Below are 21698 nucleotides of genomic sequence, written 5' to 3'. Positions count from 1 at the left end.
CCGTCAGCACCGCCTCAGCAGCGCCGGTGAAGGGCGTTCTAAGGATAACTACAAATCACCGCAAGCAGAAAATGACAAACTGCCAAACTTTTTTGCTGATTTTATTTTTATCAATATTTGTCAGTGACTTAAACCGCAGCCACTTAGCTCCGTCGCTGGGAGTTTCACCCCCGAAGATCAAGCCCGACCCGCTGGCTTCAAGGTCCGACCCCACGAGACCACTATATATAGCGAAAGCGCCCTGACACCACCACAAGAACACTCGACTCGCACCACATGAGTCGACTCACTCTGCAGCCGATTTGCGGCTCGGAATGCACAAGCGTTGGTGTGCCGAACACTGCGTTTTGCCCCCCTTGCTTTTACCCCCCCTGCTTTTGGCGGCCACTTGGCCTTTGGCCTCCGGCCGGGTCGAATGACCGCCCCATTCAAGGCACAAAAAAAAGGCCGCGAAATCCATTCGCGGCCAGCAACGATCCAGGAGAGAATGCCGGGCCTTATGATGGTCCGATCATGAAACAGGTGACATTGCGCGCCTTCAGGCGACGGCAGGCCAGATCCGCCTGCTCGCGAGTCATACCCTGAAAGGTCGCGTCGAATCCGCGTGAACTCTGGTTCACTTTGCGCAAAGTGCCTTCCAGTGTCGTCATTTCCGATAGAGCCGTTTTCAGCAAAACCTTCTCGGCTTCGTAGCGGGTGGTGTAACGCCCGACATTGACGCCCCAAAGATGCCCGCCCGACGTGGACAAACGGGTAACGACCTCCTGCTCGGGCTCGGCCACGACTTCTGCGGGTTCGGTCGATGCAAGCACAAGGTTTTCGGGGCGCAGGGCCGGGCGCGTGTCGGCATTCTCGACCGGAGGCGCCGTCGGCGCGATATCCGCTGCGGCGATCGCCGCGGCGATGCCGTCTTGAATACGTGCACCGTTCTTGGCTGCGGTTTCGGCCACGGCGCCGGCAACCTGGATGGCAACGCCAGCCCCGGGTCGCATCACAGGCCGAAGGCTACGCTGTGGTGCGCGGACCGCACTGGCCAATTGGGTGGCTCCACCCAGCCCAGTATTCCCGGCATATGCCGGACGGGCGGGTTTGCGGATCGGAGCGCGTGAAGGGGCGCGCCGGAATCCCATATCCAGCAGCTCGGCCACCTTGGCGTTGCGCGAGGTGCTGGACTTGCCGCCGAACACGGTTGCGATGATCCGTTTGTCCCCACGCTTGGCCGAAGCAACAAGGTTGAAGCCCGCAGCGCGCGTGTATCCGGTTTTGATGCCGTCGGCGCCCCGGTAGGCTGCCAGCAGCCGCCGGTTGGTGTTCGGGACAGTCTTGATGCCGGCATGTGTCGATTGGCGTGAAAACAGGTTGTAATACTCGGGATAGTCATAAAGCAGGTGCCGACCCAGCGTGGTCATGTCACGCGCTGTCGAAAGATGGCCCGCTTCGGTTAGCCCGTGTGCGTTCTTGAAGGTTGTGCGGCTCATGCCCATGGCCTTGGCGGTCCGGGTCATACGGCGCGCAAAGGCGGCCTCGGATCCGCTGAGGGCGATGCCGATCGCGGTCGCGGCGTCATTGGCCGATTTCACAGCAGCCGCGCGGATGAGATAGCGGAATGCAATGGTTTGGCCCGCCCGCAGGCCCAGCTTGGAGGGCGGCTCGGCGGCCGCGGCCTTGGTGATCCGCACCTGAGTGTCCAGCGTGATCTCACCGTTCCGCACCGCTTCGAAGGCGATATAGAGGGTCATCATCTTGGTGAGAGAAGCAGGGTGCAGCCTGGTATCGGCGTTGCGGGAGTGCAGAACCTCACCGGTTCTGGCGTCAATGACCATTGCCGCATAAGGAGCCGCAAGCGCCTGAGTCGCCAGGACAAGCGCCATCCATACCAATGTGACTACGAGCAAGCCCGCCCGCGCCGGAACTATCCGCCGAATCTGCACGATCTTTGCCTCTGTCTGCCTCGCGCCGCCGGGTTTTCCCGGTCAGCCTTTTTGATTATTTGGTTGAGGCTAACACACAGCACTGCTGAAATAAACCGAAAGCTGAAAAATCCGCGGCCGCGGCTCCGCTCGGTGGCGTCTAGATGTTGCGGCCCAACGGATGGCCGCCACCAAAACGGCGAAGATGTCAGAAAGTTGGCGCGGCTTCGTCGTGAAATTTTGAAACTGGGGCCAATCTGTCACAGGTCAGGAGATCTGCCGGACCAGATCAGGAAGATCTCCCAAATCGCGGATCTCCCGGAAACGGGGATGGCTTGTCGGGATCACGGCCTGCTCGATCTCCCACACCAGACCGTGCGGTACGTGCACGCCCCAGCACCCTGCCTGGATCGGCGCGACCACATCCGACCGCATCGAATTGCCGACCATCATTGCACCGGCAGGTGACTGCCCCATCCGCCGAAAGACTTCGCGGTAGGTCTCGGGCGTCTTTTCCGACACGATTTCGACCGCGTCGAACAGCTCGCCCAATCCCGATTGGGCCAGTTTGCGCTCCTGATCAATAAGATCACCCTTGGTGATCAGAACAATGCGATGGGTACCTGCGATTGTCTCGACCGTCTCCCGCGCGTGAGGCAACAGTTCGATCGGGTGGGACAGCATCTCCTGCCCGGCTTCGATCAGTTCGCGGATGACCCTGGCCGGGACTCTGTCTTCTGTTACCTCGATTGCTGTTTCGATCATCGACAGGACGAAACCCTTGATGCCGTACCCATAGTGGCGGATGTTGCGCTTCTCGGCCGCCAACAACCGCTCCATCAGATGGTCGCGGTCTGCATGATCCGCCAGCAGCACGGCAAAATGCGCTTGGGTCAGCTGAAAGAAACGCTCGTTGTGCCACAAGGTGTCGTCAGCGTCGAAAGCGACGATGGTCAGGTTTTCATCCATTTCGAATCCGCCCGGTTGCTCTTTCCTCTGGGTGGGTCGACGTTATATAAGCCCTGAAACGACCCGAAGTGTGAATCGGAAAATCTCGCGACATGATTGAAGCCCGTTGGATGATGGCTGGCAAATCGGAAGACGATGGCGACACGTCAATCCTTGTACAGACCAAGCCCAAGACCAAACGACCGCCCTTGTACAAGGTGCTGCTGTTGAACGACGACTACACGCCCATGGAATTCGTGGTGCATGTGCTCGAGCGGTTCTTCGGGATGTCCCATGCGCAGGCCTTTGAGATCATGTTGACCGTGCACAAGAAAGGCGTGGCCGTGGTCGGCGTATTCAGCCACGAGATTGCCGAGACCAAGGTTGGGCAGGTGATGGATTTCGCTCGTCGGCATCAACACCCGCTTCAGTGCACCATGGAGAGAGAGGAGTAGGTCCGCGACGCGCGACTCTGCCCCTTCAACCCGCTCTGATGTCCTCTCGATTGTCTCTCGCCCTCGATTCGGGCCTGACCCTGTCGGAACCGCTGTCGGTCGTTGGACCGACGCCGGATCATGACCTGTCGGCGCTGCCGAACGGTGTCGAGGTTGTTCAACCTTTCAAACCGTTCCACGACCATTTCCGGGACCGCGGCTTTGCAGCTGTGCCCGAAACCGACAGCGCTTGTGAAGACGTGGTTCTGTTTCTGCCTCGCGCCAAAGCGCAGGCACGCGCCATGATCCATCATGCGTGCAGCCGGGCCTCGGGAACGGTTGTCGTTGATGGTGCCAAGACAGATGGCGTGGACAGCTTGCTGAAGGACATTCGCAAGCGGGTCGAGATCGAGGGCCCCATCGCCAAGGCGCATGGCAAGATCTTCTGGTTCAAGGCCGATCCCAACGCATTTGCAGACTGGTCCCCGCCCGCAGGACAGATGGCGGACGGCTTCCGAACCGCGCCCGGGGTGTTTTCGGCCGACGGGGTCGATCCTGCTTCGGCGCTGTTGCGCCAGACCCTGCCACCAAAGCTTGGACCTCGGGTCGCCGATCTGGGTGCGGGATGGGGCTATTTATCCGCCGGGCTGCTGCAGGATGACACTGTACGCACGCTGCACCTCGTCGAAGCCGACCATGCTGCCCTGACATGCGCCCGGATCAACGTGCCCGACCCAAGGGCACAGTTCCACTGGGCAGATGCGGTGACATGGTCTGCACCAGAACCCGTGGACACCGTTGTCATGAACCCGCCGTTTCACACGTCGCGCAGCGCCGATCCCGACCTGGGGCGTGGGTTCATCACCGCCGCCGCGCGCAACCTGTCCCGCTCGGGCCACTTGTGGATGGTCGCCAACCGGCATCTCCCCTATGAAACGGCTTTGACTGACGCTTTCGCGCGGGTCGAGGAAATTGCAGGCGACAACCGGTTCAAGGTATTCCACGCCTCTCGCCCTCGGCGGTGAAGCCGATTAACCTGCGCCGCGACTCAGGAGGAAACACATGTCCTTTTCCATAGCCGGCAAGACCGCCATCGTCACCGGAGGCGCCAACGGCATCGGCCTTGCCATCGGTCGTCACTTTGCCGACGCGGGCGCCAACGTGATGTTCGCCGACATGGACGAGAAACGTCTGGCAGAAGAACTAGGCGAACAGGCCGATGACAGCAACGTCCGCTACTTCGCCGGTGATCTGCGCGAAAAGCTGACGATCGCCAACCTCCTTTCGGCCACTCTGGATGCATTCGATCAGGTCGACATTCTGGTAAACGGAGCGCGACAGGTCATCTCGACGGATCCGCTTGATCTGGAAGACGACTCGGTTCGCACCCTTCTGAACCAGAACCTGATGCCCGCCCTGCGGCTGAGCCAGCTTGTGGCCAAGCGGATGATCAAACAATCCGAGGATCAGGAAGACGGGCCGAATGGTTCGATCATCAACCTGTCCTCGATCGCCGGTCAGCGCGCGCATCCAGGCCTTTTGGCCTATTCGGTTTCCAGCGCCGCGCAGGACCAGTTGACCCGGTCCCTTGCAGTGGCGCTTGCGCCTCATCGGATCCGCGTGAACTCGATTGCGTTGGGGTCGGTCATGAGCGCGTCACTGCAGGCCACCCTGAAAGACAATCGGGACTATCGGCGGGACATTGAGGATCATACCCCACTGGCCCGCATTGCCGCCCCGGCCGAGCTGGCCGAAACGGCGCAATACCTTGCCTCGGACGCGGCTGCGTTCATTACCGGGCAAGTCCTCACAATCGACGGTGGACGGACCCTTCTGGACCCGGTTGCCGCTCCCGCGCATTGAGCCTGACGATGTTTGAAACGGAAAAATCCACCGCCTCGACCTGGTTTCGCCAGTTGCGCGACGAAATCGTCGCGGCCTTCGAGGCTTTGGAAGACAGCCACCAGGTGGGGCCGTTTTCCGATGCCCCCGCCGGACGGTTCGAGGTCAAGGAGACCCGACGCCAGTCCGAGGACGGCTCGGACTCGGGTGGTGGGCTGATGTCGGTCATGCGCGGTGGCCGCGTGTTCGAGAAGGTCGGCGTCAATGTCTCGACCGTCTACGGCACGCTCGGCGAACGGGCACAACAGGCAATGGCCGCGCGCAAGGGTATCCCCGGGATGACAGACGACCCGCGGTTCTGGGCCTCGGGCATCAGCCTTGTGGCGCATATGCAAAACCCGCACGCACCGGCCGTTCACATGAACACCCGCATGTTCTGGACCCCGCACGCCTGGTGGTTCGGCGGTGGATCAGACCTGAACCCCTGCATCGAATATGCCGAGGACACGGCCCATTTCCACGCCACGCAAAAAGCGCATCTAGACCCGCACGGGCCGGGTCACTATCCGCGGCTCAAAGAATGGGCAGACGAGTATTTCTACATTCCGCACCGCAAGCGTGCGCGTGGGGTGGGCGGCATTTTCATGGACGACTACTGCACCGGCGACTGGCAGGCGGATTTTGCGCTGACACAGGACATTGGCCGCGCTTTCCTGCCGGCCTTTCTGCCGCTGGTCAAAAAGCGGCGGACCCAACCCTTTACCGAGGCAGACAAAAACACCCAGCTGGTGCACCGCGGGCTCTATGCCGAATACAATCTGGTCTATGACCGGGGCACGAAATTCGGCCTGGAAACCGGGCATGACCCCGACGCCGTGCTGATGAGCCTGCCGCCGCTGGCCAAGTGGGTCTGAGACGTCAGAACCCGAAATCCATGAAGTTGTCGTAGCAGTAGTTCTGCGCGGAGGACGCTGACATGTTCTCGCCCACCCGCTTGACGGTAATTGAATAGCCGGGGGTGGTATCCACGCCCGGCGGCGGCTTCAACGAGAATTGCACAGTTCGTACACCCGGCTCGTACGCCCTCCAGATGTAGATCCGTTGCGAACCGGGGACACCCAACTGCCGAATGGCGAAATCGCCGATACCGCACCAGTAGTTGACAGGGGCTGACGACCCGATTGCCTTGACCTCGTACACACCGTCTCCGACGGATCTTATCTCGGTGCGGTAGGTCGGGCGGACGCCGATGCCGAACCCGACAGCTTGTGCGGCGATTGGGGCCAACAGTGTTGCAGACAGAACCAAGGCTGAAATCGAATGCTTCATCAAAACTATCCGCCAAAAAACCGGGTTGTGCCAATCATAGGCCGCCTGCCCATTGAGTAAAGCCAAACCCGGTCACCTTTGGAAACAGGCCACGCCCACAAGCCCGCTCAGCTGCGGAGGCGACAGAAAACGAATACCATTTCAAGACTTTTGCCCGATATACTGCCGATGTCCCAAGGGGTTGAGGTCAGGTTTGAGCAGAAAATTTCCAAAGGACTGGTTTGATTTCTCTCCCGAGAAATACGCCGACTTCGGCGCGCTCTTCTACCTTGCCGGGCTGACCAAAACCCACCAACAGCGCAGCCTCGCCCAGGTTCTCTACGCATTCGAAACGCCTTTGCGGCTGGGGCAGTATCACATCTTTCGCCAAAACGGATTCCCGCGCGGTTTCGTGACCTTTGCCGGGCTCAGCCCTGAAGCGGAATACCGATATGCGGTGCAGGAAAAGCCGCTGATGGATACCGACTTCACCTGCGGCTCATCTTTCTGGATCGTCGACTTGGTCGCACCTTTCGGACAGACCAACCAGATGGTCGAGATTCTGAAACGCGAGATTCCGCACCCGAGGGTGCGCACGAACCGCATGGACAGCGACATGACCCGAAATCGGATCGTCGAATGGACCCGGGATGAGGCCGGCAAGGTCCACATGAAGCTGTACCGGAAAAAAGAGTTCTCACAGCTTCTGAAAGAACAGGGTGGCTGACCCTGCCACCTAAGACTTGGCGACCCGTCCACCGACATCCTGCGGTGCCAGCGCTACGGTCTTGACGACCGCGTGGCACGGTTTGCCGGGCTGCAACGCCAGGGCCTCGACCGACCGGCGCGTCACACGAGCCAGCAGGGTGCCCGCCGGTGTTCGGACCGATACGATCGCTCCCGGACCTTCGCCCGCGCGCACGGACTCGACGGTGCCCTGCAGGACGTTCAGCGCCGACAGGCCTTCGGGCTTTCGGTCCGACAATATGACTTCCTGGGCGGGGATGCGGATCCGAAGCGCATCACCAACCGAATGCGGGATGCGCGGCAGGAACAGTCGGACACCGTTTGCCGCCAGTTCCGTCAGGCCATCTTCGTGATGCGCGGCCACACTTACCTCAAGCACCGCACCCACAGCCCGCACACCTGTCGGCGCAACCGAAGGATCCGCCAACACTTCGGAGGCCGGCCCCTGCCGCAACACCTTGCCGTCCTGCAACGCCACGACCGAGGTGGCAAGGCGGGCCACTTCGGCGGCAGAATGCGTGACATAGAGGATCGGCACCGAGACCTCGTCCCTCAATCGCTCGAAATAGGGCAGGATCTCGGCCTTTCGGGCTTCGTCCAGCGCAGCGAGAGGTTCATCGGCCAGGATCAACCGCGGGCTTGCCAGCAGAGCACGGCCAATGGCGACACGCTGCTTTTCACCGCCCGAAAGGTGGGCGGGGCGACGGTCCAACAGGTGGCCGATGCCCAGCATCTCTATCACGTGATCGGGGTTTTCACGGCGCGCGTCCCGGGGAGCAAACCACCGGCCATAAGACAGGTTCTGGCGCACGGTCAGGTGCGGGAACAAGCGGCCTTCCTGGAAGATATAACCCAGCCGGCGGCGATGTGGCGGCAGCCAATGGCCTTGCTCGGTATCGAACAGCACCCAATCATCCACCGCGACCCGCCCAGCCTGGGGGCGCAGCAACCCGGCCACGGCATCCACGATGGTGGTCTTGCCCGACCCCGATCGTCCGAACAGAACCGTCACACCCCGCGGCGCCTGAAACAAGATGTCCAGGTCAATGCCCGGCAGGCGGTGTCTTATCTGCACGGACAGACTCATGTTCCGGCCGCCCGGGCCGCAGCGCGACGCCCCACATATTCCGACAGAAGCAGCGCCCCCATGGCGATGACGATCGAGATGATGACCAGCCGCATCGCGGCGCTCTCGCCGCCCGGCACCTGAAGGAAAGCATAAACCGCCGACGGCAAGGTCTGGGTCTGGCCCGGAATGTTCGACACGAAGGTGATCGTGGCTCCGAACTCGCCCATCGCCTTTGCGAAGGCAAGGATTGCCCCTGCAATGATCCCCGGCAAGATCATAGGCAAAGTCACGGTGACAAAGACAAAAGGTTGCGATGCCCCAAGCGTCGCTCCCGCCTGCTCCAGTTTTGGATCAACCGCCTCGATCGACAGGCGGATTGCCCGAACCATCAGCGGAAATGCCATGATCCCGGCGGCCAGTGCGGCTCCGGTCCAGCGGAAGGCCACAACGACGCCCAGATCAGCCAGCACCCGACCAACCGGGGCTTGTACGTTGAAGGTCAGCAACAACAGATAACCGGTCACGACCGGTGGCAGGATAAGCGGCAGATGCACCAGACCGTTCAGCACTTGTCGACCGGGAAACCTCCAGCGGGCCAGTGCGTAGGCCACGAATATACCGAGTGGCAGCGAAACGATCGTCGCCCAGAAAGAGACGCGCAGAGACAGTCGCAACGCTTCGATCTCGGCAGGGCCCAACCAACCCATGGCGCTATCCGTGCGGCAGGGTGAAACCCTGCGCCTTGAATATGCCGGTCGCCGGTTCGCTCTGCAGGTAGTCGAGGAAGACCTGCGCCTCAGGCCGTGCGGTCGCGGTCAGGGCCGCAGGATAGACGATCACCGGGTGCGTGCCTTCAGGGAAAACTCCGACCACATCCACCCGGGCCTCGGCCTGCACATCGGATCGGTAGACAACACCCATTGGTGCCGCGCCACTTGCGACAAGCGCCAACGCCGCGCGCACGTTATCGGCCTGAGCCACCTGATCCTGAACATCGTCCCACAGGCCCAGAGCAGTCAACGCGGCCTTGCCATAGCTTCCGGCGGGAACCGCATCAACGAGAGCCATTGCCAGATAGCCGCCTTTCAATTGGCCTCTCAGATCGAAGTTCGGCGTAAGCTCCTGTTCGCTGGGCTGCCCTGCGCGCGCAATCAGCACCAGCCCGTTGCCCACAAGATCGACGCGCGACGCCGGGTCGATGTCTCCGTTCCGCTCAAGAACATCCATCCAGGCGGTATTGGCAGAGATAAACAGATCGGCCGGCGCGCCCAGCTGAATCTGCCGGGCCAAAACGGAAGAGGCTGCGAAGGAAACCGTAACCTGTTGACCTGTCGCGGCCTCGAATTCCGGAGCGATCTGGTCCAGCGCGGTCTTGAGACTGGCCGCCGCGAACACCAGGACCTCAGCCGCCGCAACCCGAACCGGGGCAACCAACGCGCCGCAAAGGGCGGCAACCGCAACAAGACGGCGGCATGTGTCGAACTGCATCCCCGGCTCTCCTGTTCGGACGGTCGCATTGCTTTTGGCATATCGGAGGCAGCGGGCCGCAGGCAAGGTGTATTCCCGCCGGCGTGCCATGCAGAGTCCGGAATCAATTGGTCTTTCCGGCGTCGAAAGAGTAAGCCCAGAGAAAAAGGCGGCATCCCAAACCCGCAATCTGTCGCAAACGAAATTGATGTCGCGCACTCGCAAGACGAGTCTGGGCATGAACCAAACAGGACGTACACCATGCTGCACGAGACCCCGGGATTGATCGACACCGTTCGCGCGCGATTTGCCCATGTGGACAGCTGCCCCTTTCAGGGTCCCCGCATCTTTTTCGAGAATGCTGGCGGCGCGCTGACATTGAATTCGGTGGTCGAAACCTCGGCCCGTTTTGCGGCCATCCCGGACAATCAGGGGCGGGACAATCCCGCCAGTCATGCGTTGGTCGACATCATCAACCGTGCCAAGGCAGATCTTGCCGTGTTTATGAATGCGCCTTCGGGGCAGTTCTTCGTGGGTGAAAGCGGAACAGAGCTTCTGTTCCGCATGATCCGCACGGCCTGCGTGAATGCGCCCAAAGGTGCAAAGGTGATCGGCAGCTCGATCGAACATCCCGCCAGCCGCAGCGCCGCGCGCCGTTGGGCGGGTATTGCCGGATTGGACTACGTGAACGTGCCGCATGACGACGCGACAGGTCTGGTTACCGCCGCAGATTATGCGGCCCACATGACACCGGACGTAGCGGTAGCCACGATCCTGCACGCTTCGCCGGTTACGGGAATGGGAATGGACGTGGCTGAAATCTCGCGCGCGATCCGGGCGGTGTCGCCAGATTGTTTCATCATCGTCGACGGCATCCAGCACGCAGCACACGGACAGTTGGACATCAACAGCTACGGAGTCGATGGATATGCGATTTCACCCTACAAAGTGTTTTCCCGGCATGGCTACGGCATTGCCTGGATCTCCGACCGGTTGACGGCCCTGCCTCATGACCAACTGATTGACGCGCCCGCTAATGGTTGGGAATTCGGCACGCGCGATACCGGCGCCTACGCCACGATGTCCGACGTGGTTGCCTATTTCGATTGGCTGGGCAGTCAGGTGTCGGACGCCGCTGACCAACGCACCAGAATCGAGGCCGCCGGCCAGGCGATTCATTCCTATGAGACCCATCTGACCAACGCGATGATCAACGGCGTCGGCAACCTGCCCGGCCTGCGCGATATGGATCACGTCACAATTCTGGCCGGAGCAGACAACCCCGCCCGCGAAGGACTGGTGTCGATCGTGGTCCGCGACATGCCCTCGGCAGACGTGGTCTCGCGCCTGAACGCGCAGGGCATCCGAACCCACACCCGCAAGGCCGACCATTACAGCGGGAACGTGCTGAACCCGTTGGGCTTGTCCGATTGCATCCGGATTTCGCTGTGCCACTACAACACCGAGCACGAGGTCGCGCAGCTGCTGACCGCATTGAAGGACATAAATCCCTGAGACACATGGCCAACGGCGCAGAAATTCTGAAAGACCCTCTTGCGCCGGCCCACCAGCTTGGCTAAATCCCCCTTCACGGGTGATTAGCTCAGTTGGTAGAGCGCTTCGTTTACACCGAAGATGTCGGGAGTTCGAGTCTCTCATCACCCACCATGCTAACCCATTCTACGTCCTCAGTATTTGCGCGGATGTGACCTGCCAATCTCTGGCGCGTTGCCCAACCCATGCACAAATCAAAATACCATTTTGGTTTGCCAGCAGCCTCCTTTACTGTGGGTCAAAGCCAAAACGGGCTCACCGGAGGGACATCATGAAGACGGTACGGATCGCGAAACCCCTGATGCTTGGCCTGTCGCTTGCGATTTCAGCAGCGACATCAGCACTGTCTCAGCAGTCCGACTGGTCCTATTCGGCCACGATCTACCTGTTCACCCCTGAAACCGAAGTGTCGTTGGACACACCCGCGGGAACCCTGGATAGCACGCTCAGCTTCTCTGACGCGCTGGAAAACCTCGACCTTGCTTTCATGGGCACGTTTACCGCATCGAACGGCCGCTGGTCGTTCCTTGCGGACTACAACTATACGAACCTGTCCTTCTCGAACGAGACTCCGGGACCGGCAAGCTCGGGTCTGGACACATCGTTCAAAACGCAGTTCCTGAGCGGCTATGTCGGCTACCGCGTCCTAGAAACACCGACAGCCAGCGTCGATCTGGCTGGCGGGTTCAGATGGTTCAGCACGGAAACAAAGTTCAACCTGTTGCCCGGAACAGCGCCCGGCAATCAGACCTCGGTTGACAGCAGCTGGACCGATCCGGTGATCGGCGTCCGTGCCCGCGTCGCGTTTTCGGACAAATGGTCGGGAACCGGGTTCCTGGACTATGGCGGGTTCCGCAGCGACAGCGAAACCTGGCAGGTCCTGCTGACCGCGGACTATGCGATCAACGACCGCTGGCTGCTACGCGGCGGGTACCGCTACATTTCCTTTGATCACGACATCAATGGCAATGACTTCAGCTTCCACCAATCCGGCCCGGTGATTGGCGCAACCTACCGATTCTAGGGCATTTGCCACCCACTAGGTGACGTTCGACATCCAAAGTCCGTTCCTAAAAAATATCACCCCATTGTAATAAAACGATAATATTTTCGGTGCGACATTCTCTTTTTCGGCCCCACGACACCTAGATTCTGTCTTGCGACATTTATGAACCGTTCGTTTTCTTCGATATTCTCAAGAAAAAAGCCGCTCATCCCTGAGCGGCTTGAATAGCTTTGATCTTGGCGGGTTAACTCTGCCGAGGTCTCCTGCGGATCTGCCGTGATTCTTTGATGTGTCTGTCCATCGCAATCGTTGTATCGATGCTTCGCCAATCATGGCTGAGGAAGGGATTAAGCGCATCATCGCAGTTCATCCTTTCGTAGTATCCCTCCGCGAAATGCTCGATACTAAGCCTTTGGCTCTCGTATTTCTTCGCAATGCCAGTCGCACCGAAAAACAATTCGATCGCCATGCCAAAACGCTGTGCCGATGCATGCATCAGGATCTTGATAAACTCGCTTTCGTCAAGCAAGCCGTCATCTTCAAGCCCCGCTTTCTCCAACAGTTCCTTGATGGAGCGTTTAATTAGCGGACCGTCTTTGCCAAAGGCCATCGGAAGAACCTCGATCGGCTCGACCCGACGTAGCAATGTCCCATCCTGATTGATGATTGTTTTTGCTTCCATTGTGCCAGTAATGATTACTGAAACTGGCCAAGCTCCTTTCTGCATGAAATTGCGGAACCTACCGGTAAAGTGCTTCATGCTATCGCTTGTCACATAGCGACCGCTGTCTTTAACCTCATCGAGATGAAGCGCTGCAATCCCTTTTTTGCTGGAGCCTATCTACAACCAAACTGACGAGGTAGCCCTCATCACGACGAGCGGAGATCGGATAGCCCAGGTCGTGCAGAATCAGTTCGCAGGTCTCTCTTACAGTTGCCCGACTTGGTACCGTGACACTCCAGATCAACGACCCGTATTTCAGCCCGCCGGTGGCATCGACGACTTCCTTGAATTCGGCGGCAATGCGCTTGACCATGCGCGTCTTGCCAATTCCCGGCGGACCGATCAACGCTGCGCCGCGCAATTCGGTATACCCGCGGCTAAGCCGCTCTTCCCGTTCGACCAAAACCTTAAAAATACGATCCCTGAATTTTTTGAAGTCCTCCGTTTCGAAAAACTCGGTTTCAAAGTCGATCTTTGACCGCGCCTTGCTTCTCAGTGCGGCGAATTTTTCTGCGTCGATTGTCGATGGCATGACTATCCCTCCCCTCACATCTACCGGGAAAATTTCTTGCTGGTCCGGAAACGATCAAGACTTCCGGGCTCGTCCGGGAGAACCACCGAGTTGACCCTGTGTTCGTCTCCGATGGCATCTTCCTGCGCCAATTCTCCTTCATCATGCATGTCATCGGCGGCAATCTCGAAGCCCCCGTGGACAGGATCTTGATATTCATCCCGTCCGACGAAAGGTTCCTCATTCGAGCCCTTTCCGAAAGACAACTCGAGGCTCGCACGATCCAATTCGGTTTGGGTGTAGCCGGTCATGCCCATGTCGTTGCCACGCATAATCTTGCCGACGAGTTCCGCGCGAAGCCGCTGTGCTTCGTCACGCGCGCCACTGCGACGTTGGCCGTCCAAAGCCGCCTCGGCACGCCTCAGCTGGCGTTCTTCCTGCCACTGCCGAAGGGTCTTCCCACGCAATGAGCTGTCCAATGCAGGAACGGAAATCGTATCACCATGACCCACTACGGAGATGGCACCCATGTCCATCGGATCGACGATGATTTCCACTTTTCCATCTGGAGCGGCGACCCGATCTGCTACCCGTGTTTTGCGATCGTTCCGAATAAATTCATTGAGGTAGGTGGTACCGGCGAATCGAATACCTTCATGCGTTACCCTTGCAGTGGTCGAGAACCCACAAGCTTCACGAAGGTCCTGCGGACCTGGGATCTGCATTGGATCATAAGCGATATCCTGGGTCAGTTCTTCCCAAGCCGTCGCAGGCGTTTTCCCATTCAGTCCCCGGTGCGGCGTGTTGTGGTATTCGGCGATAAAGATGACGAAGAGCAGGTCAAGCTCATCATCCGTGACGCACGCCTCTTCGTGTGGTCTTCGATCGTTCAGTTTCGATGGCAAAAAAGCCTTGAGTTGTCCGCAAATTGTGATGGTCACTCATACGAGGCGAAGCTGCTGCTTCGAAATCGGCCGTCAAATGGCATAAACGGCCGATTCTGTGGGAAAATACCTGTTCGCGAGCGCGGAACCCCGGCCCGCAGGCAAAGGTTCCTTTTGACGCATTCAATCGAAGGTCAGGCTCCTTCAAGACCCGTCGGCACCTGCCCGGGGTTTAGACTGAGAATTCAGCCCTGGTAAGGAATGGTGCCGAGGCCGCATGCTTTCTCAGTTCTTCAAGAGATGAATACAGCGGCGTTGACGGATCAATTCTCGCTTGGGCACGGCTTCTGAAGAATTTCGCATACTCTTCCACGTAGGGACGGTCCTTTCGCGGCATGTCCGCGAGATGATTGATCAGGAAATTGTCATAGTGGTGAACCGCATCTGCAAACCTTTCTTGCCGATGCCGCGCCATTGCGCGAAACAGTTCCGCCTTGGCCATGAAATATGGTTGCGCTTGGAGCCCATCCAAGCGGTCAAGAACAGCCGGGTATTCCCCAGCCTGCATTGACTTCACAGCCATGTGGAAGACCCCCGCGGCTCTTGTATTCCGGATTAGTTTCAAATGGCCACCCCCACCAGTTTCGCCCTTGGTCTTTCCGAATGGCTCTATTCGCCAAGCTCCCTGATTTCGCGCCGTATCGACCATTCAATCAGCTCGGCCCAAAGCTTGCGCGCGAGGTCCGGGTCCAGACCCTTTTCGGACGCGGTTGAGCCAACTTTGTCCAGCACCTCAGCCACACGATCTGTGGTACGCGCCGGCAGACCTTCGATTTTCTTGAGGTCCGCAGCCCGGTCGATACAAAGGCTTCGCGTGGCGAGCAGGTTTATGAGCTCAACGTCGATCGCGTCGATTTGCGCGCGAAGATCGGTCATGGTCTGGCAGGCCTTGGGCGCGATGAGGGTTTTCATGTTTTGAATTCCTTTGGGTGTTTGAATTTAGCCGAGAAGTTTACAGAGGAGTTTGACGGCACGTTCAGACCGTTCTTGGCAAAAGGTTTTCGATGGACTCGGCAGACGTCCGATGACGCGCCTGACCTGCTGATCGCCAATCAAGAGATCGAGATAGAGCGCCACAGCCTCGCCAGAGTGCTCAAAGTTGAGCACGCCCTCCTCCCGGGCGCGCAGAAACACCTGTTCCAAAAGCGGGAACACCGCCTCGCGTCCCGCCTTTGACAGCGCGGCGCCCAATTCTCCGCTACTGTCTGCCGCCGCTGCCCGGTTCAGTGCAACGGCCCTGTCTCCAGTGAGCAGGGTCAACAACTTCGGGCCAAGCGTGCGCAGGATGGACAGCGCGTCGTGATCGGTCTCCAATTCCGATGCGAGATGGTCTTTCACCTCTTCCGCGTTACGCGCGACAAGGGCCTGAAACAGGCCCTGCTTGTCGCCATACCACCTGTAAAGCGTTTCGTTCGACGCTCGCGCCTGTTTCGCAATGTCCCGCATCGATGTGCCGCCATAGCCCTTGGCCTCCAACACCTCACAGGCGGCGTCTTCGATCTGTCGTTGGCGCAGTGATCTCTTTTCTTTGCGCATTCCTGTCTCCTGCGTGTTGACATAATCCGTAACTGCAATTACGGATATTTTCAACCGTAACTTAAATTACGCTTTTGGAGGAAAAATGTCTCACCCTGACCGACAGGCCATTGCAGCACTGGCCACACTGATCCTGCTGCAACTCATCATGCTTTCTGCGCTTTATGCCGGCATCCAGCCCCATCCGCCGATTACGACTCCGCTGTTTGGCATCGCCCCGTTTCTTGGCGCTTCGGTATCAATCGCGCTGTCGGCAATGATCGTGCAGCCGCTCACGAACGCTGTCGGGCGTGGCCTGAGCGTGATGGCTGCGCTGATGGCGCTGGTATCGTTCGGGCCGCAGAAGTATTTCGACGCGCAGTTCGCATTGATCTGGCCCGCCGTAGTGCTCGGGCAGTTTGCAGCCATCGTGATCTTTGTCCGCGTCCTGAATGCGTCCCGTCAAGCTGATGAAACACGCCAACGCCCGGCCGCACCTGCGGGACAGGTTTGATGGCCCGACTACTCGTGCCGATGTCGATGCTCTCCCTTTTGAACATCGGCGCTGTTTTCGGCTTCTTCTATGCTTGGGTCTGCTCGACCATGTGGGGCCTCGATGCGACCGACCCCCGAGTCGCAATCACGGCAATGCAGGCGATGAACGCCTCTGTTCGGAATCCGGTGTTCTTCCCGGCCTTCTTTCTGACACCGGTCATGCTGATGCTGACCGCGTTTGTCGCGATCCATCAGGAAAGGACGAGGTCAGCCGCTCTCTTCGCGGCAGGGGCCGCCGTGTATTTCATCGGGGCATTTCTGGTCACGGTTTTGATCAACGTGCCGATGAATGAGGCCCTTGCAACAGTGCCGGTACCGACGGACAGGGCGGACGCCGCCCAAATCTGGAAGGACTATTCCGCGCCGTGGCAGATCTGGAATACGACCCGAACCCTTGTCAGCGGACTGGCCCTGATCCTGACCGGCCTCGCAATTCATGCCCTGAAACCGGAGACGACCTGATGGAAATTTCGATTGTGACATTCGCCCTGTTGGCCTTGGTCGTCGTGATGACACCCGGACCGACGGTTTTGCTGGCCCTGTCCAACGGGTCTCGCTACGGCCTTGTGTCCGCGGGCTATGGGATCGCGGGCGCCGCACTCTCCGACGGTGTTCTGATCGCCGCGGCTGGTCTGGGGTTGGGCGCGATACTAGCCACATCCGCGGTTCTGTTCACCGTCGTGAAAATGATTGGCGTCGGCTATCTTATGTGGCTCGGCGTTCAAATGTTGCGGTCCTCGGGGGAGCTGGGATCTTTTCCAGCGCACTCGAGTAGACAAATCTCGGGCGTATCCGGGTGCAGACTGACACTGTTCCGCAAGAGCTTTCTGGTCGCCGTTACGAACCCCAAAGGCTACCTGTTTTTCACTGCGTTCCTGCCGCAGTTCCTTGACCCGTCCGAACCGCTTCTGGCGCAATACGCCCTGCTCGCTCTCGTCTTCATCGCGGTCGACGTGGCCACTATGGCGGCCTATGCCGGTCTTGGGGCAAAGGCGATGCAATTTCTGAGCCACCGGGGCGCGCGCTGGATCGACCGGACCTGTGGAGGGTTGCTCATCACCCTGGGCTGTGCCCTGGCATTTGTGCGGCGCAGCAATGAGTGACCACTTCACGTTTTTTCGCGTGACCGGCAGTCATGCGCTGTTTGGCAACGGTGGAGCCCGGCCCAGACCTGCCGTTCACTCGTAGCACGGCATGCTGCGGTGCGGCCCGCCGAACCTAGTATTCGCTGCAACGGCCAAATCTGCGGATTGGCGAATTACACAGTGCGGACCGAACCGCCGGTGCCCGGCTATGGGTGAAGGCCGGCTTTGGATAGCCGTGTCCAATTAAAACCCATCAATAGGACCATTCTCACAGCCAGGGTCGTCGAAACGGATTTGAGTATGGTGGCCGAACTGGCAGCATAGACCAATGGAACAGAAACCTCCGGCCAGAACGGCAGAAAATCTGACAACGGTCGAGGACGCGTTGGGTAGCACATCATCCCTCATGATCCCTCATCAGAGTCAAAAAATTTTTGCAGGTTGAAATTTGAGCTTTGGGCTTGTCTCATGCCGGAGTGTCAGCGCGTGTCGAAAGGCTGACGAGATCGGAACCAACTCAAGATGGGGAACAGCCGAGTGGACACCGTCGAAATCAAATCCTTGTATCGAGCCTCGGGCACATCGCTTGCACCGAAGCTGCGCAGATTACCTGCAATGGCAGCTCTCTTTGCAGCCACCATTGCACCACCTGCCAAAGCTCAGGAAGACCTCAGCGAGATCAACAACGGAACAAATCCAACGCTGCTCACGACGCAGTTTGGGCTTCAGTATCAGTTCAACCAGATCAATTCCGACCTGAACACCGGTCTGTTCGAGGCCTTCTATACGCAGCCTTTTGGTGAGGGTGGGAAACGGGCGTTCCGGATCACCGTGCCCGGATCGGACAGCCCGTTCAACGCAAACCCCATCTTCGGCGGAAAGCCAGGGGTTGAATTCACGCTGGGCGACATCAGCGTTACCTACATTGACGTTTTTTACCTTACCGAGAAAAACGGGGCCGCTTTCACTTTTGAACTGTTCCTGGACACAGCAGAAACCGAAGCCGCCGGCTACGGGCAATTTGCCGGTGAAACCTCGGCCTTCTACGCGTGGTTTCTCAACAACGGAGCAATCTTCGCCCCGGCCTGGGTTCAGACATTCGGACTGGAGGGCGGAAATGATCAAGGTCAGAATGTGAACACGACCACGATCGACTTCTACTATGTTCCCAAGCTGAAAAATCCGCGTTTCTACCTGACCTTCGACCCGGCCATCATCCACGATTGGGAAACGGATGCTACCTTCGGCAGCCTACAGGTGACCGCGGGCATGCTGACGGGCAAGGCATTTGGCGGTGACGGTCAAGTGTTCATCAAGCCTGGCATTCTGTTTGGCGGCGACAGGCCGGCAGAGTGGTCTGTCCAGGTTGGATACAAGGTGCTGAACTTCTGATGCGGGGCGCTTCGCTGTTGACTTCTTGGGTCTGCTCACGCCCTCATGTGACTGAACATTTCAGTGCCGCGGGAGCACAAGAAAGCCCAGCGGGTCCACTTACCGCGATCCGCAAATTTTGAAAACCCAGGCTGCGCACCCAAAAACAGTTTTGCGCGACCAAAACCAAATTCATTCATCGCTTGAAAATGAGGATGTACATCATGACCAACAGAACACTCACCTATCTGCTCTGCACGACGCTCGCCGCGACTCCGGTCAGCGTTCTGGCGCATGAGGCCAACCATGAGGTCGTCCCGGCCGGTGTCGTCGGTGAAATTGAAACCACCAACGTAAAGATGAAATTCGACAATGTCCTGATCAGGGGCGCACAGGTCTTCAACGGATGCGACGAAGAGCTCGCGGATGTTGACGTTCTGGTTTCCGGTCAGTTGATCTCCGCCATTGGTTCCGATCTTGAGGCACCCGAAGGCGCTTTCGAGATCGATGCCGAGGGCTACACGCTCATCCCCGGCCTGATCGACGCGCATTGGCATGGGGTCTTTGCCGAAGCGACGATCGCGCAACTGGCCCTGACGGGCGAGGGCTACTGGAACCTTCTGGCCGCCAAGGCCCAGAACAACGCGCTGTCGCGCGGGTTCACAACAGTGCGCGACGTGGCCGGACCGATGTTCGACATCGCGCGCGCAACGAACGAGGGGCTGATCGACGGGCCGCGGGTGTTCCCTTCTGGGCCAGCCTTGTCAATCACCGCCGGCCACCAGGATTTCCGGATTACGCGGGACGTGCCAACTCCCCTGGGTGAGTTGCACTCTTTTGAAGAGGGCAACATGTTCTATCTCGCGGATGGCGTTCCGGCAGTTCTGAAACGCGTCAGGGAAAACCTGATGCAGGGGGCCACCCATATCAAATTGATGGCGGGTGGCGGCGTGACTTCGTCTTATGACCCGATCCACGTCATCCAGTTCACCGACGAGGAATTCCAGGCCGCTGTCGAAGCCACCGAAGCCTGGGGCACCTATGTGACGACCCATGCGATCAATGATGAAGCGGTTCGGCACTCTGTCGAGAATGGCGCGCGCAGCGTCGAACACGGTCACATGGCGACCCGTGAGACCCTGCAGATGATGAAGGACAAAGATGTGTGGCTCAGCATGCAGCCGTTCATGGATGATGAAGACGCACCGGCTCTGAACGAGTTCCAGAAGGCTAAGTACAAGTTTGTCACCGACGGCACCGACTTCGTCTACAAGACCGCCAAGGAACTGGGCCTGAAGATCGCTTTCGGCACCGATACGCTGTTCAGCGCGGACCTTGCCGAACGTCAGGGTGCCGTCTTGGCCAAGATGGAACGTTGGTTCACGCCGTATGAAACGCTGAAAATGGCGACCTGCGACAATGCCGAACTCTTGAAGATGTCGGAAAAGGTCACGCCCTATCCGCTCGGGCCGCTCGGCGTGATCGAGGAAGGCGCCTATGCGGACATGATCCTCGTCAACGGCAATCCGCTTGAGGATCTGCAGTTGATCAGCGATGCCAAGGCGAACTTCGGCATGATCATGAAGGATGGCACCATCTACAAGTTCGACATGGAGTGACCGGTCATGCGTGGCCGAACGCTGACTACCTTTCCTTTCGTCCTCGCGGCTTCGGTCGCGGGGGCGCGGGACGCCCCCCGGTCCAATCATCATAATACACGCAAATGTCCTTGACGGGTTGTCCGCGGAGATGATCGACATCACCAGTTTCGTCACCGACGGAGACCTGATCATGGTTGTCGTCAACCCTCTCGAGGATTTGAGACTGGCCGCCAACCCGTGGGGAAACATTGATTTGATCATGATGAACAGCGTCAACTTCAAGAACGCGGTGTGACATGGAAAGGCCTGCTATGGACGCGCAACAAGTCATCACCTTTTTCGGGCATATGGTGCTTTTGCTATTGCTTGCGCTGGGGCTGCACCCTTCGACCGCGCTGGCCAATGAGCCCCCGCATGTAGATTGGCATGATCTGGCGCCGTCAACGGCGCCTTATGACGATCCGTTCCTTGAGATGTCTTACCAGCAGAAGGATGACCTGCGAACGATCCTGGATGCCGCGCGCCGCGTGGATGATGCCGAACTCAGCCAGCGGGCACAGGAGGCCCGTGTGCGGCTGCGCGACCAAGGCTATGACGCGGACGAGCTTTTGACCCAGCGCCTTGTGGTGATGGAGAAACGGCGCGAAGAGGCGACCGGCGTAACCGGGCAGTATCTCGGGCACGAAGTTTCGCTTGATGGATACGTCCTACCGCTGCGCGGGGATAACGGGCGCGTATTCAGTTTTCTGCTGGTGCCGTGGGTGGGGGCCTGCATTCACACGCCGCCGCCGCCGCCCAACCAGATGGTTCGTGTCGATGTACCCGAAGGCATTGAAATAGACGAAGCGTTTCACGCAATTCGGCTGCGTGGCGTTCTGGAACATGAACCGTCTGTCAGCAATCTGTTCCTCGTCGACGGGCAGAGGATGGTGGAAGCATCCTACTCATTGAAAGAGGCACAGGTTTGGGGCGTACCGGGTGAAATCAAGGCGTCTGCCGCTGCGCCTGTTCAGGGCAATATCGTGGTCCGAACCCAGGCCTGGATCAGCAATCTCTTCACGACATCAATGACGTCGATGGATCAGGGCAAGTCGCTGGCGACGGTAG

Annotated in this window: 26 protein-coding genes and 1 tRNA gene; 15 read left to right on the top strand and 12 right to left on the bottom strand. The window is 58.9% G+C overall.

Annotated features, from left to right (window positions below; genetic code table 11):
* Window positions 1-497: 497 nt before the first annotated feature.
* Together AC2FNZ_RS00135 and AC2FNZ_RS00130 are read right to left on the bottom strand one after the other, a co-directional pair.
* Window positions 498-1871 carry a D-alanyl-D-alanine carboxypeptidase family protein gene (locus AC2FNZ_RS00135; protein ID WP_093963052.1) on the bottom strand — a complete coding sequence of 458 codons (1374 nt, stop codon included), beginning with the start codon at window positions 1869-1871 and terminating at the stop codon, window positions 498-500.
* Window positions 1872-2177: 306 nt separating this feature from the next.
* A complete protein-coding gene (locus AC2FNZ_RS00130; RefSeq protein ID WP_093963053.1) occupies window positions 2178-2879 on the bottom strand; it encodes an HAD family hydrolase in 702 nt (233 codons plus the stop codon).
* A 92-nt stretch (window positions 2880-2971) separates the two neighbouring features.
* On the opposite strand from AC2FNZ_RS00130, the gene clpS reads away from it, so the two are divergent.
* From clpS to hemF, 4 genes are read left to right on the top strand one after another with little or no spacing between them, the layout of a single operon-like run.
* The gene (gene clpS / locus AC2FNZ_RS00125) at window positions 2972-3313 is read left to right on the top strand and encodes an ATP-dependent Clp protease adapter ClpS (protein WP_093963054.1); all 342 of its coding nucleotides are present in this window, start codon (window positions 2972-2974) and stop codon (window positions 3311-3313) included.
* 38 nt (window positions 3314-3351) lie between these two features.
* Entirely contained in the window at window positions 3352-4317 is a 966-nt protein-coding gene (locus AC2FNZ_RS00120) for a class I SAM-dependent methyltransferase (protein ID WP_496839158.1), read from the top strand.
* A gap of 37 nt (window positions 4318-4354) precedes the next feature.
* Complete coding sequence (locus AC2FNZ_RS00115) at window positions 4355-5155, top strand: SDR family NAD(P)-dependent oxidoreductase (protein ID WP_093963056.1); 801 nt, start codon at window positions 4355-4357, stop codon at window positions 5153-5155.
* Window positions 5156-5163: 8 nt separating this feature from the next.
* Window positions 5164-6048, top strand: a complete 885-nt coding sequence (gene hemF, locus AC2FNZ_RS00110) for an oxygen-dependent coproporphyrinogen oxidase (RefSeq protein WP_496839157.1) — start codon at window positions 5164-5166, stop codon at window positions 6046-6048.
* A gap of 4 nt (window positions 6049-6052) precedes the next feature.
* Here the strand turns inward: hemF and AC2FNZ_RS00105 are convergent, their stop codons facing one another.
* Window positions 6053-6463 carry a hypothetical protein gene (locus tag AC2FNZ_RS00105; protein ID WP_093963058.1) on the bottom strand — a complete coding sequence of 137 codons (411 nt, stop codon included), beginning with the start codon at window positions 6461-6463 and terminating at the stop codon, window positions 6053-6055.
* Window positions 6464-6656: 193 nt separating this feature from the next.
* On the opposite strand from AC2FNZ_RS00105, the gene AC2FNZ_RS00100 reads away from it, so the two are divergent.
* Complete coding sequence (locus AC2FNZ_RS00100; protein WP_496839156.1) at window positions 6657-7169, top strand: toxin-activating lysine-acyltransferase; 513 nt, start codon at window positions 6657-6659, stop codon at window positions 7167-7169.
* A gap of 9 nt (window positions 7170-7178) precedes the next feature.
* On the opposite strand, the gene modC is transcribed toward AC2FNZ_RS00100, so the two are convergent.
* From modC to modA, 3 genes are read right to left on the bottom strand one after another with little or no spacing between them, the layout of a single operon-like run.
* The gene (modC, locus tag AC2FNZ_RS00095) at window positions 7179-8276 is read right to left on the bottom strand and encodes a molybdenum ABC transporter ATP-binding protein (protein ID WP_093963060.1); all 1098 of its coding nucleotides are present in this window, start codon (window positions 8274-8276) and stop codon (window positions 7179-7181) included.
* Window positions 8273-8965 carry a molybdate ABC transporter permease subunit gene (gene modB, locus AC2FNZ_RS00090; protein ID WP_496839155.1) on the bottom strand — a complete coding sequence of 231 codons (693 nt, stop codon included), beginning with the start codon at window positions 8963-8965 and terminating at the stop codon, window positions 8273-8275. Before modB ends, modC begins: the two co-directional genes overlap by 4 nt.
* A gap of 4 nt (window positions 8966-8969) precedes the next feature.
* The gene (gene modA, locus AC2FNZ_RS00085; protein WP_170369626.1) at window positions 8970-9746 is read right to left on the bottom strand and encodes a molybdate ABC transporter substrate-binding protein; all 777 of its coding nucleotides are present in this window, start codon (window positions 9744-9746) and stop codon (window positions 8970-8972) included.
* Between the two features lie 240 nt (window positions 9747-9986).
* Here modA and AC2FNZ_RS00080 point away from each other — a divergent pair, with 240 nt between their 5' ends.
* The 3 genes from AC2FNZ_RS00080 (at window position 9987) to AC2FNZ_RS00070 (ending at window position 12303) form a co-directional block, all read left to right on the top strand.
* A complete protein-coding gene (locus tag AC2FNZ_RS00080; RefSeq protein ID WP_496839154.1) occupies window positions 9987-11240 on the top strand; it encodes an aminotransferase class V-fold PLP-dependent enzyme in 1254 nt (417 codons plus the stop codon).
* Window positions 11241-11317: 77 nt separating this feature from the next.
* A tRNA-Val gene (locus tag AC2FNZ_RS00075) sits at window positions 11318-11393 on the top strand.
* Between the two features lie 157 nt (window positions 11394-11550).
* Window positions 11551-12303: an outer membrane protein gene (locus AC2FNZ_RS00070; RefSeq protein ID WP_093963063.1), complete on the top strand. Its 753-nt coding sequence runs from the start codon at window positions 11551-11553 to the stop codon at window positions 12301-12303.
* 226 nt (window positions 12304-12529) lie between these two features.
* Here AC2FNZ_RS00070 and AC2FNZ_RS00065 read toward each other — a convergent pair whose 3' ends face one another.
* The 6 genes from AC2FNZ_RS00065 to AC2FNZ_RS00040 form a co-directional block, all read right to left on the bottom strand.
* On the bottom strand, window positions 12530-13045 hold the full coding sequence (locus AC2FNZ_RS00065) for a hypothetical protein (RefSeq protein ID WP_093963064.1): 516 nt from the start codon (window positions 13043-13045) through the stop codon (window positions 12530-12532).
* Window positions 13046-13082: 37 nt separating this feature from the next.
* Complete coding sequence (locus AC2FNZ_RS00060) at window positions 13083-13541, bottom strand: ATP-binding protein (RefSeq protein ID WP_093963065.1); 459 nt, start codon at window positions 13539-13541, stop codon at window positions 13083-13085.
* A 20-nt stretch (window positions 13542-13561) separates the two neighbouring features.
* Window positions 13562-14461, bottom strand: coding sequence for a hypothetical protein (locus tag AC2FNZ_RS00055; RefSeq protein WP_496839153.1), 900 nt, complete (start codon window positions 14459-14461; stop codon window positions 13562-13564).
* A 175-nt stretch (window positions 14462-14636) separates the two neighbouring features.
* Window positions 14637-14987 (bottom strand): hypothetical protein, encoded by a 351-nt coding sequence (locus AC2FNZ_RS00050; protein WP_496839152.1) that lies wholly within the window; start codon window positions 14985-14987, stop codon window positions 14637-14639.
* Between the two features lie 86 nt (window positions 14988-15073).
* A complete protein-coding gene (locus AC2FNZ_RS00045; RefSeq protein ID WP_496839151.1) occupies window positions 15074-15376 on the bottom strand; it encodes a chorismate mutase in 303 nt (100 codons plus the stop codon).
* Between the two features lie 27 nt (window positions 15377-15403).
* Window positions 15404-16000, bottom strand: coding sequence for a TetR/AcrR family transcriptional regulator (locus tag AC2FNZ_RS00040; RefSeq protein WP_170342042.1), 597 nt, complete (start codon window positions 15998-16000; stop codon window positions 15404-15406).
* Window positions 16001-16085: 85 nt separating this feature from the next.
* Here AC2FNZ_RS00040 and AC2FNZ_RS00035 point away from each other — a divergent pair, with 85 nt between their 5' ends.
* From AC2FNZ_RS00035 to AC2FNZ_RS00005, 7 genes are all read left to right on the top strand, one after another.
* Window positions 16086-16493 carry a hypothetical protein gene (locus tag AC2FNZ_RS00035; RefSeq protein WP_496839150.1) on the top strand — a complete coding sequence of 136 codons (408 nt, stop codon included), beginning with the start codon at window positions 16086-16088 and terminating at the stop codon, window positions 16491-16493.
* Complete coding sequence (locus tag AC2FNZ_RS00030) at window positions 16493-16996, top strand: anthrone oxygenase family protein (RefSeq protein WP_093963720.1); 504 nt, start codon at window positions 16493-16495, stop codon at window positions 16994-16996. The genes AC2FNZ_RS00035 and AC2FNZ_RS00030 overlap by 1 nt, the downstream gene beginning before the upstream one ends.
* Window positions 16996-17637 (top strand): LysE family translocator, encoded by a 642-nt coding sequence (locus tag AC2FNZ_RS00025; RefSeq protein ID WP_217897889.1) that lies wholly within the window; start codon window positions 16996-16998, stop codon window positions 17635-17637. Before AC2FNZ_RS00030 ends, AC2FNZ_RS00025 begins: the two co-directional genes overlap by 1 nt.
* A gap of 519 nt (window positions 17638-18156) precedes the next feature.
* Entirely contained in the window at window positions 18157-19011 is an 855-nt protein-coding gene (locus tag AC2FNZ_RS00020; RefSeq protein ID WP_170528047.1) for a hypothetical protein, read from the top strand.
* A gap of 203 nt (window positions 19012-19214) precedes the next feature.
* Window positions 19215-20609, top strand: a complete 1395-nt coding sequence (locus AC2FNZ_RS00015) for a metal-dependent hydrolase family protein (protein ID WP_496839148.1) — start codon at window positions 19215-19217, stop codon at window positions 20607-20609.
* Window positions 20610-20739: 130 nt separating this feature from the next.
* Window positions 20740-20886, top strand: coding sequence for a hypothetical protein (locus tag AC2FNZ_RS00010; RefSeq protein WP_496839147.1), 147 nt, complete (start codon window positions 20740-20742; stop codon window positions 20884-20886).
* Between the two features lie 16 nt (window positions 20887-20902).
* On the top strand, window positions 20903-21698 hold a 796-nt coding region (locus tag AC2FNZ_RS00005), incomplete at its 3' end, for a DUF3299 domain-containing protein (RefSeq protein ID WP_496839146.1).

Source organism: Ruegeria sp. SAZA006 (genome assembly GCF_059613465.1).
This window is presented reverse-complemented; position numbering and strand designations above follow the sequence as displayed.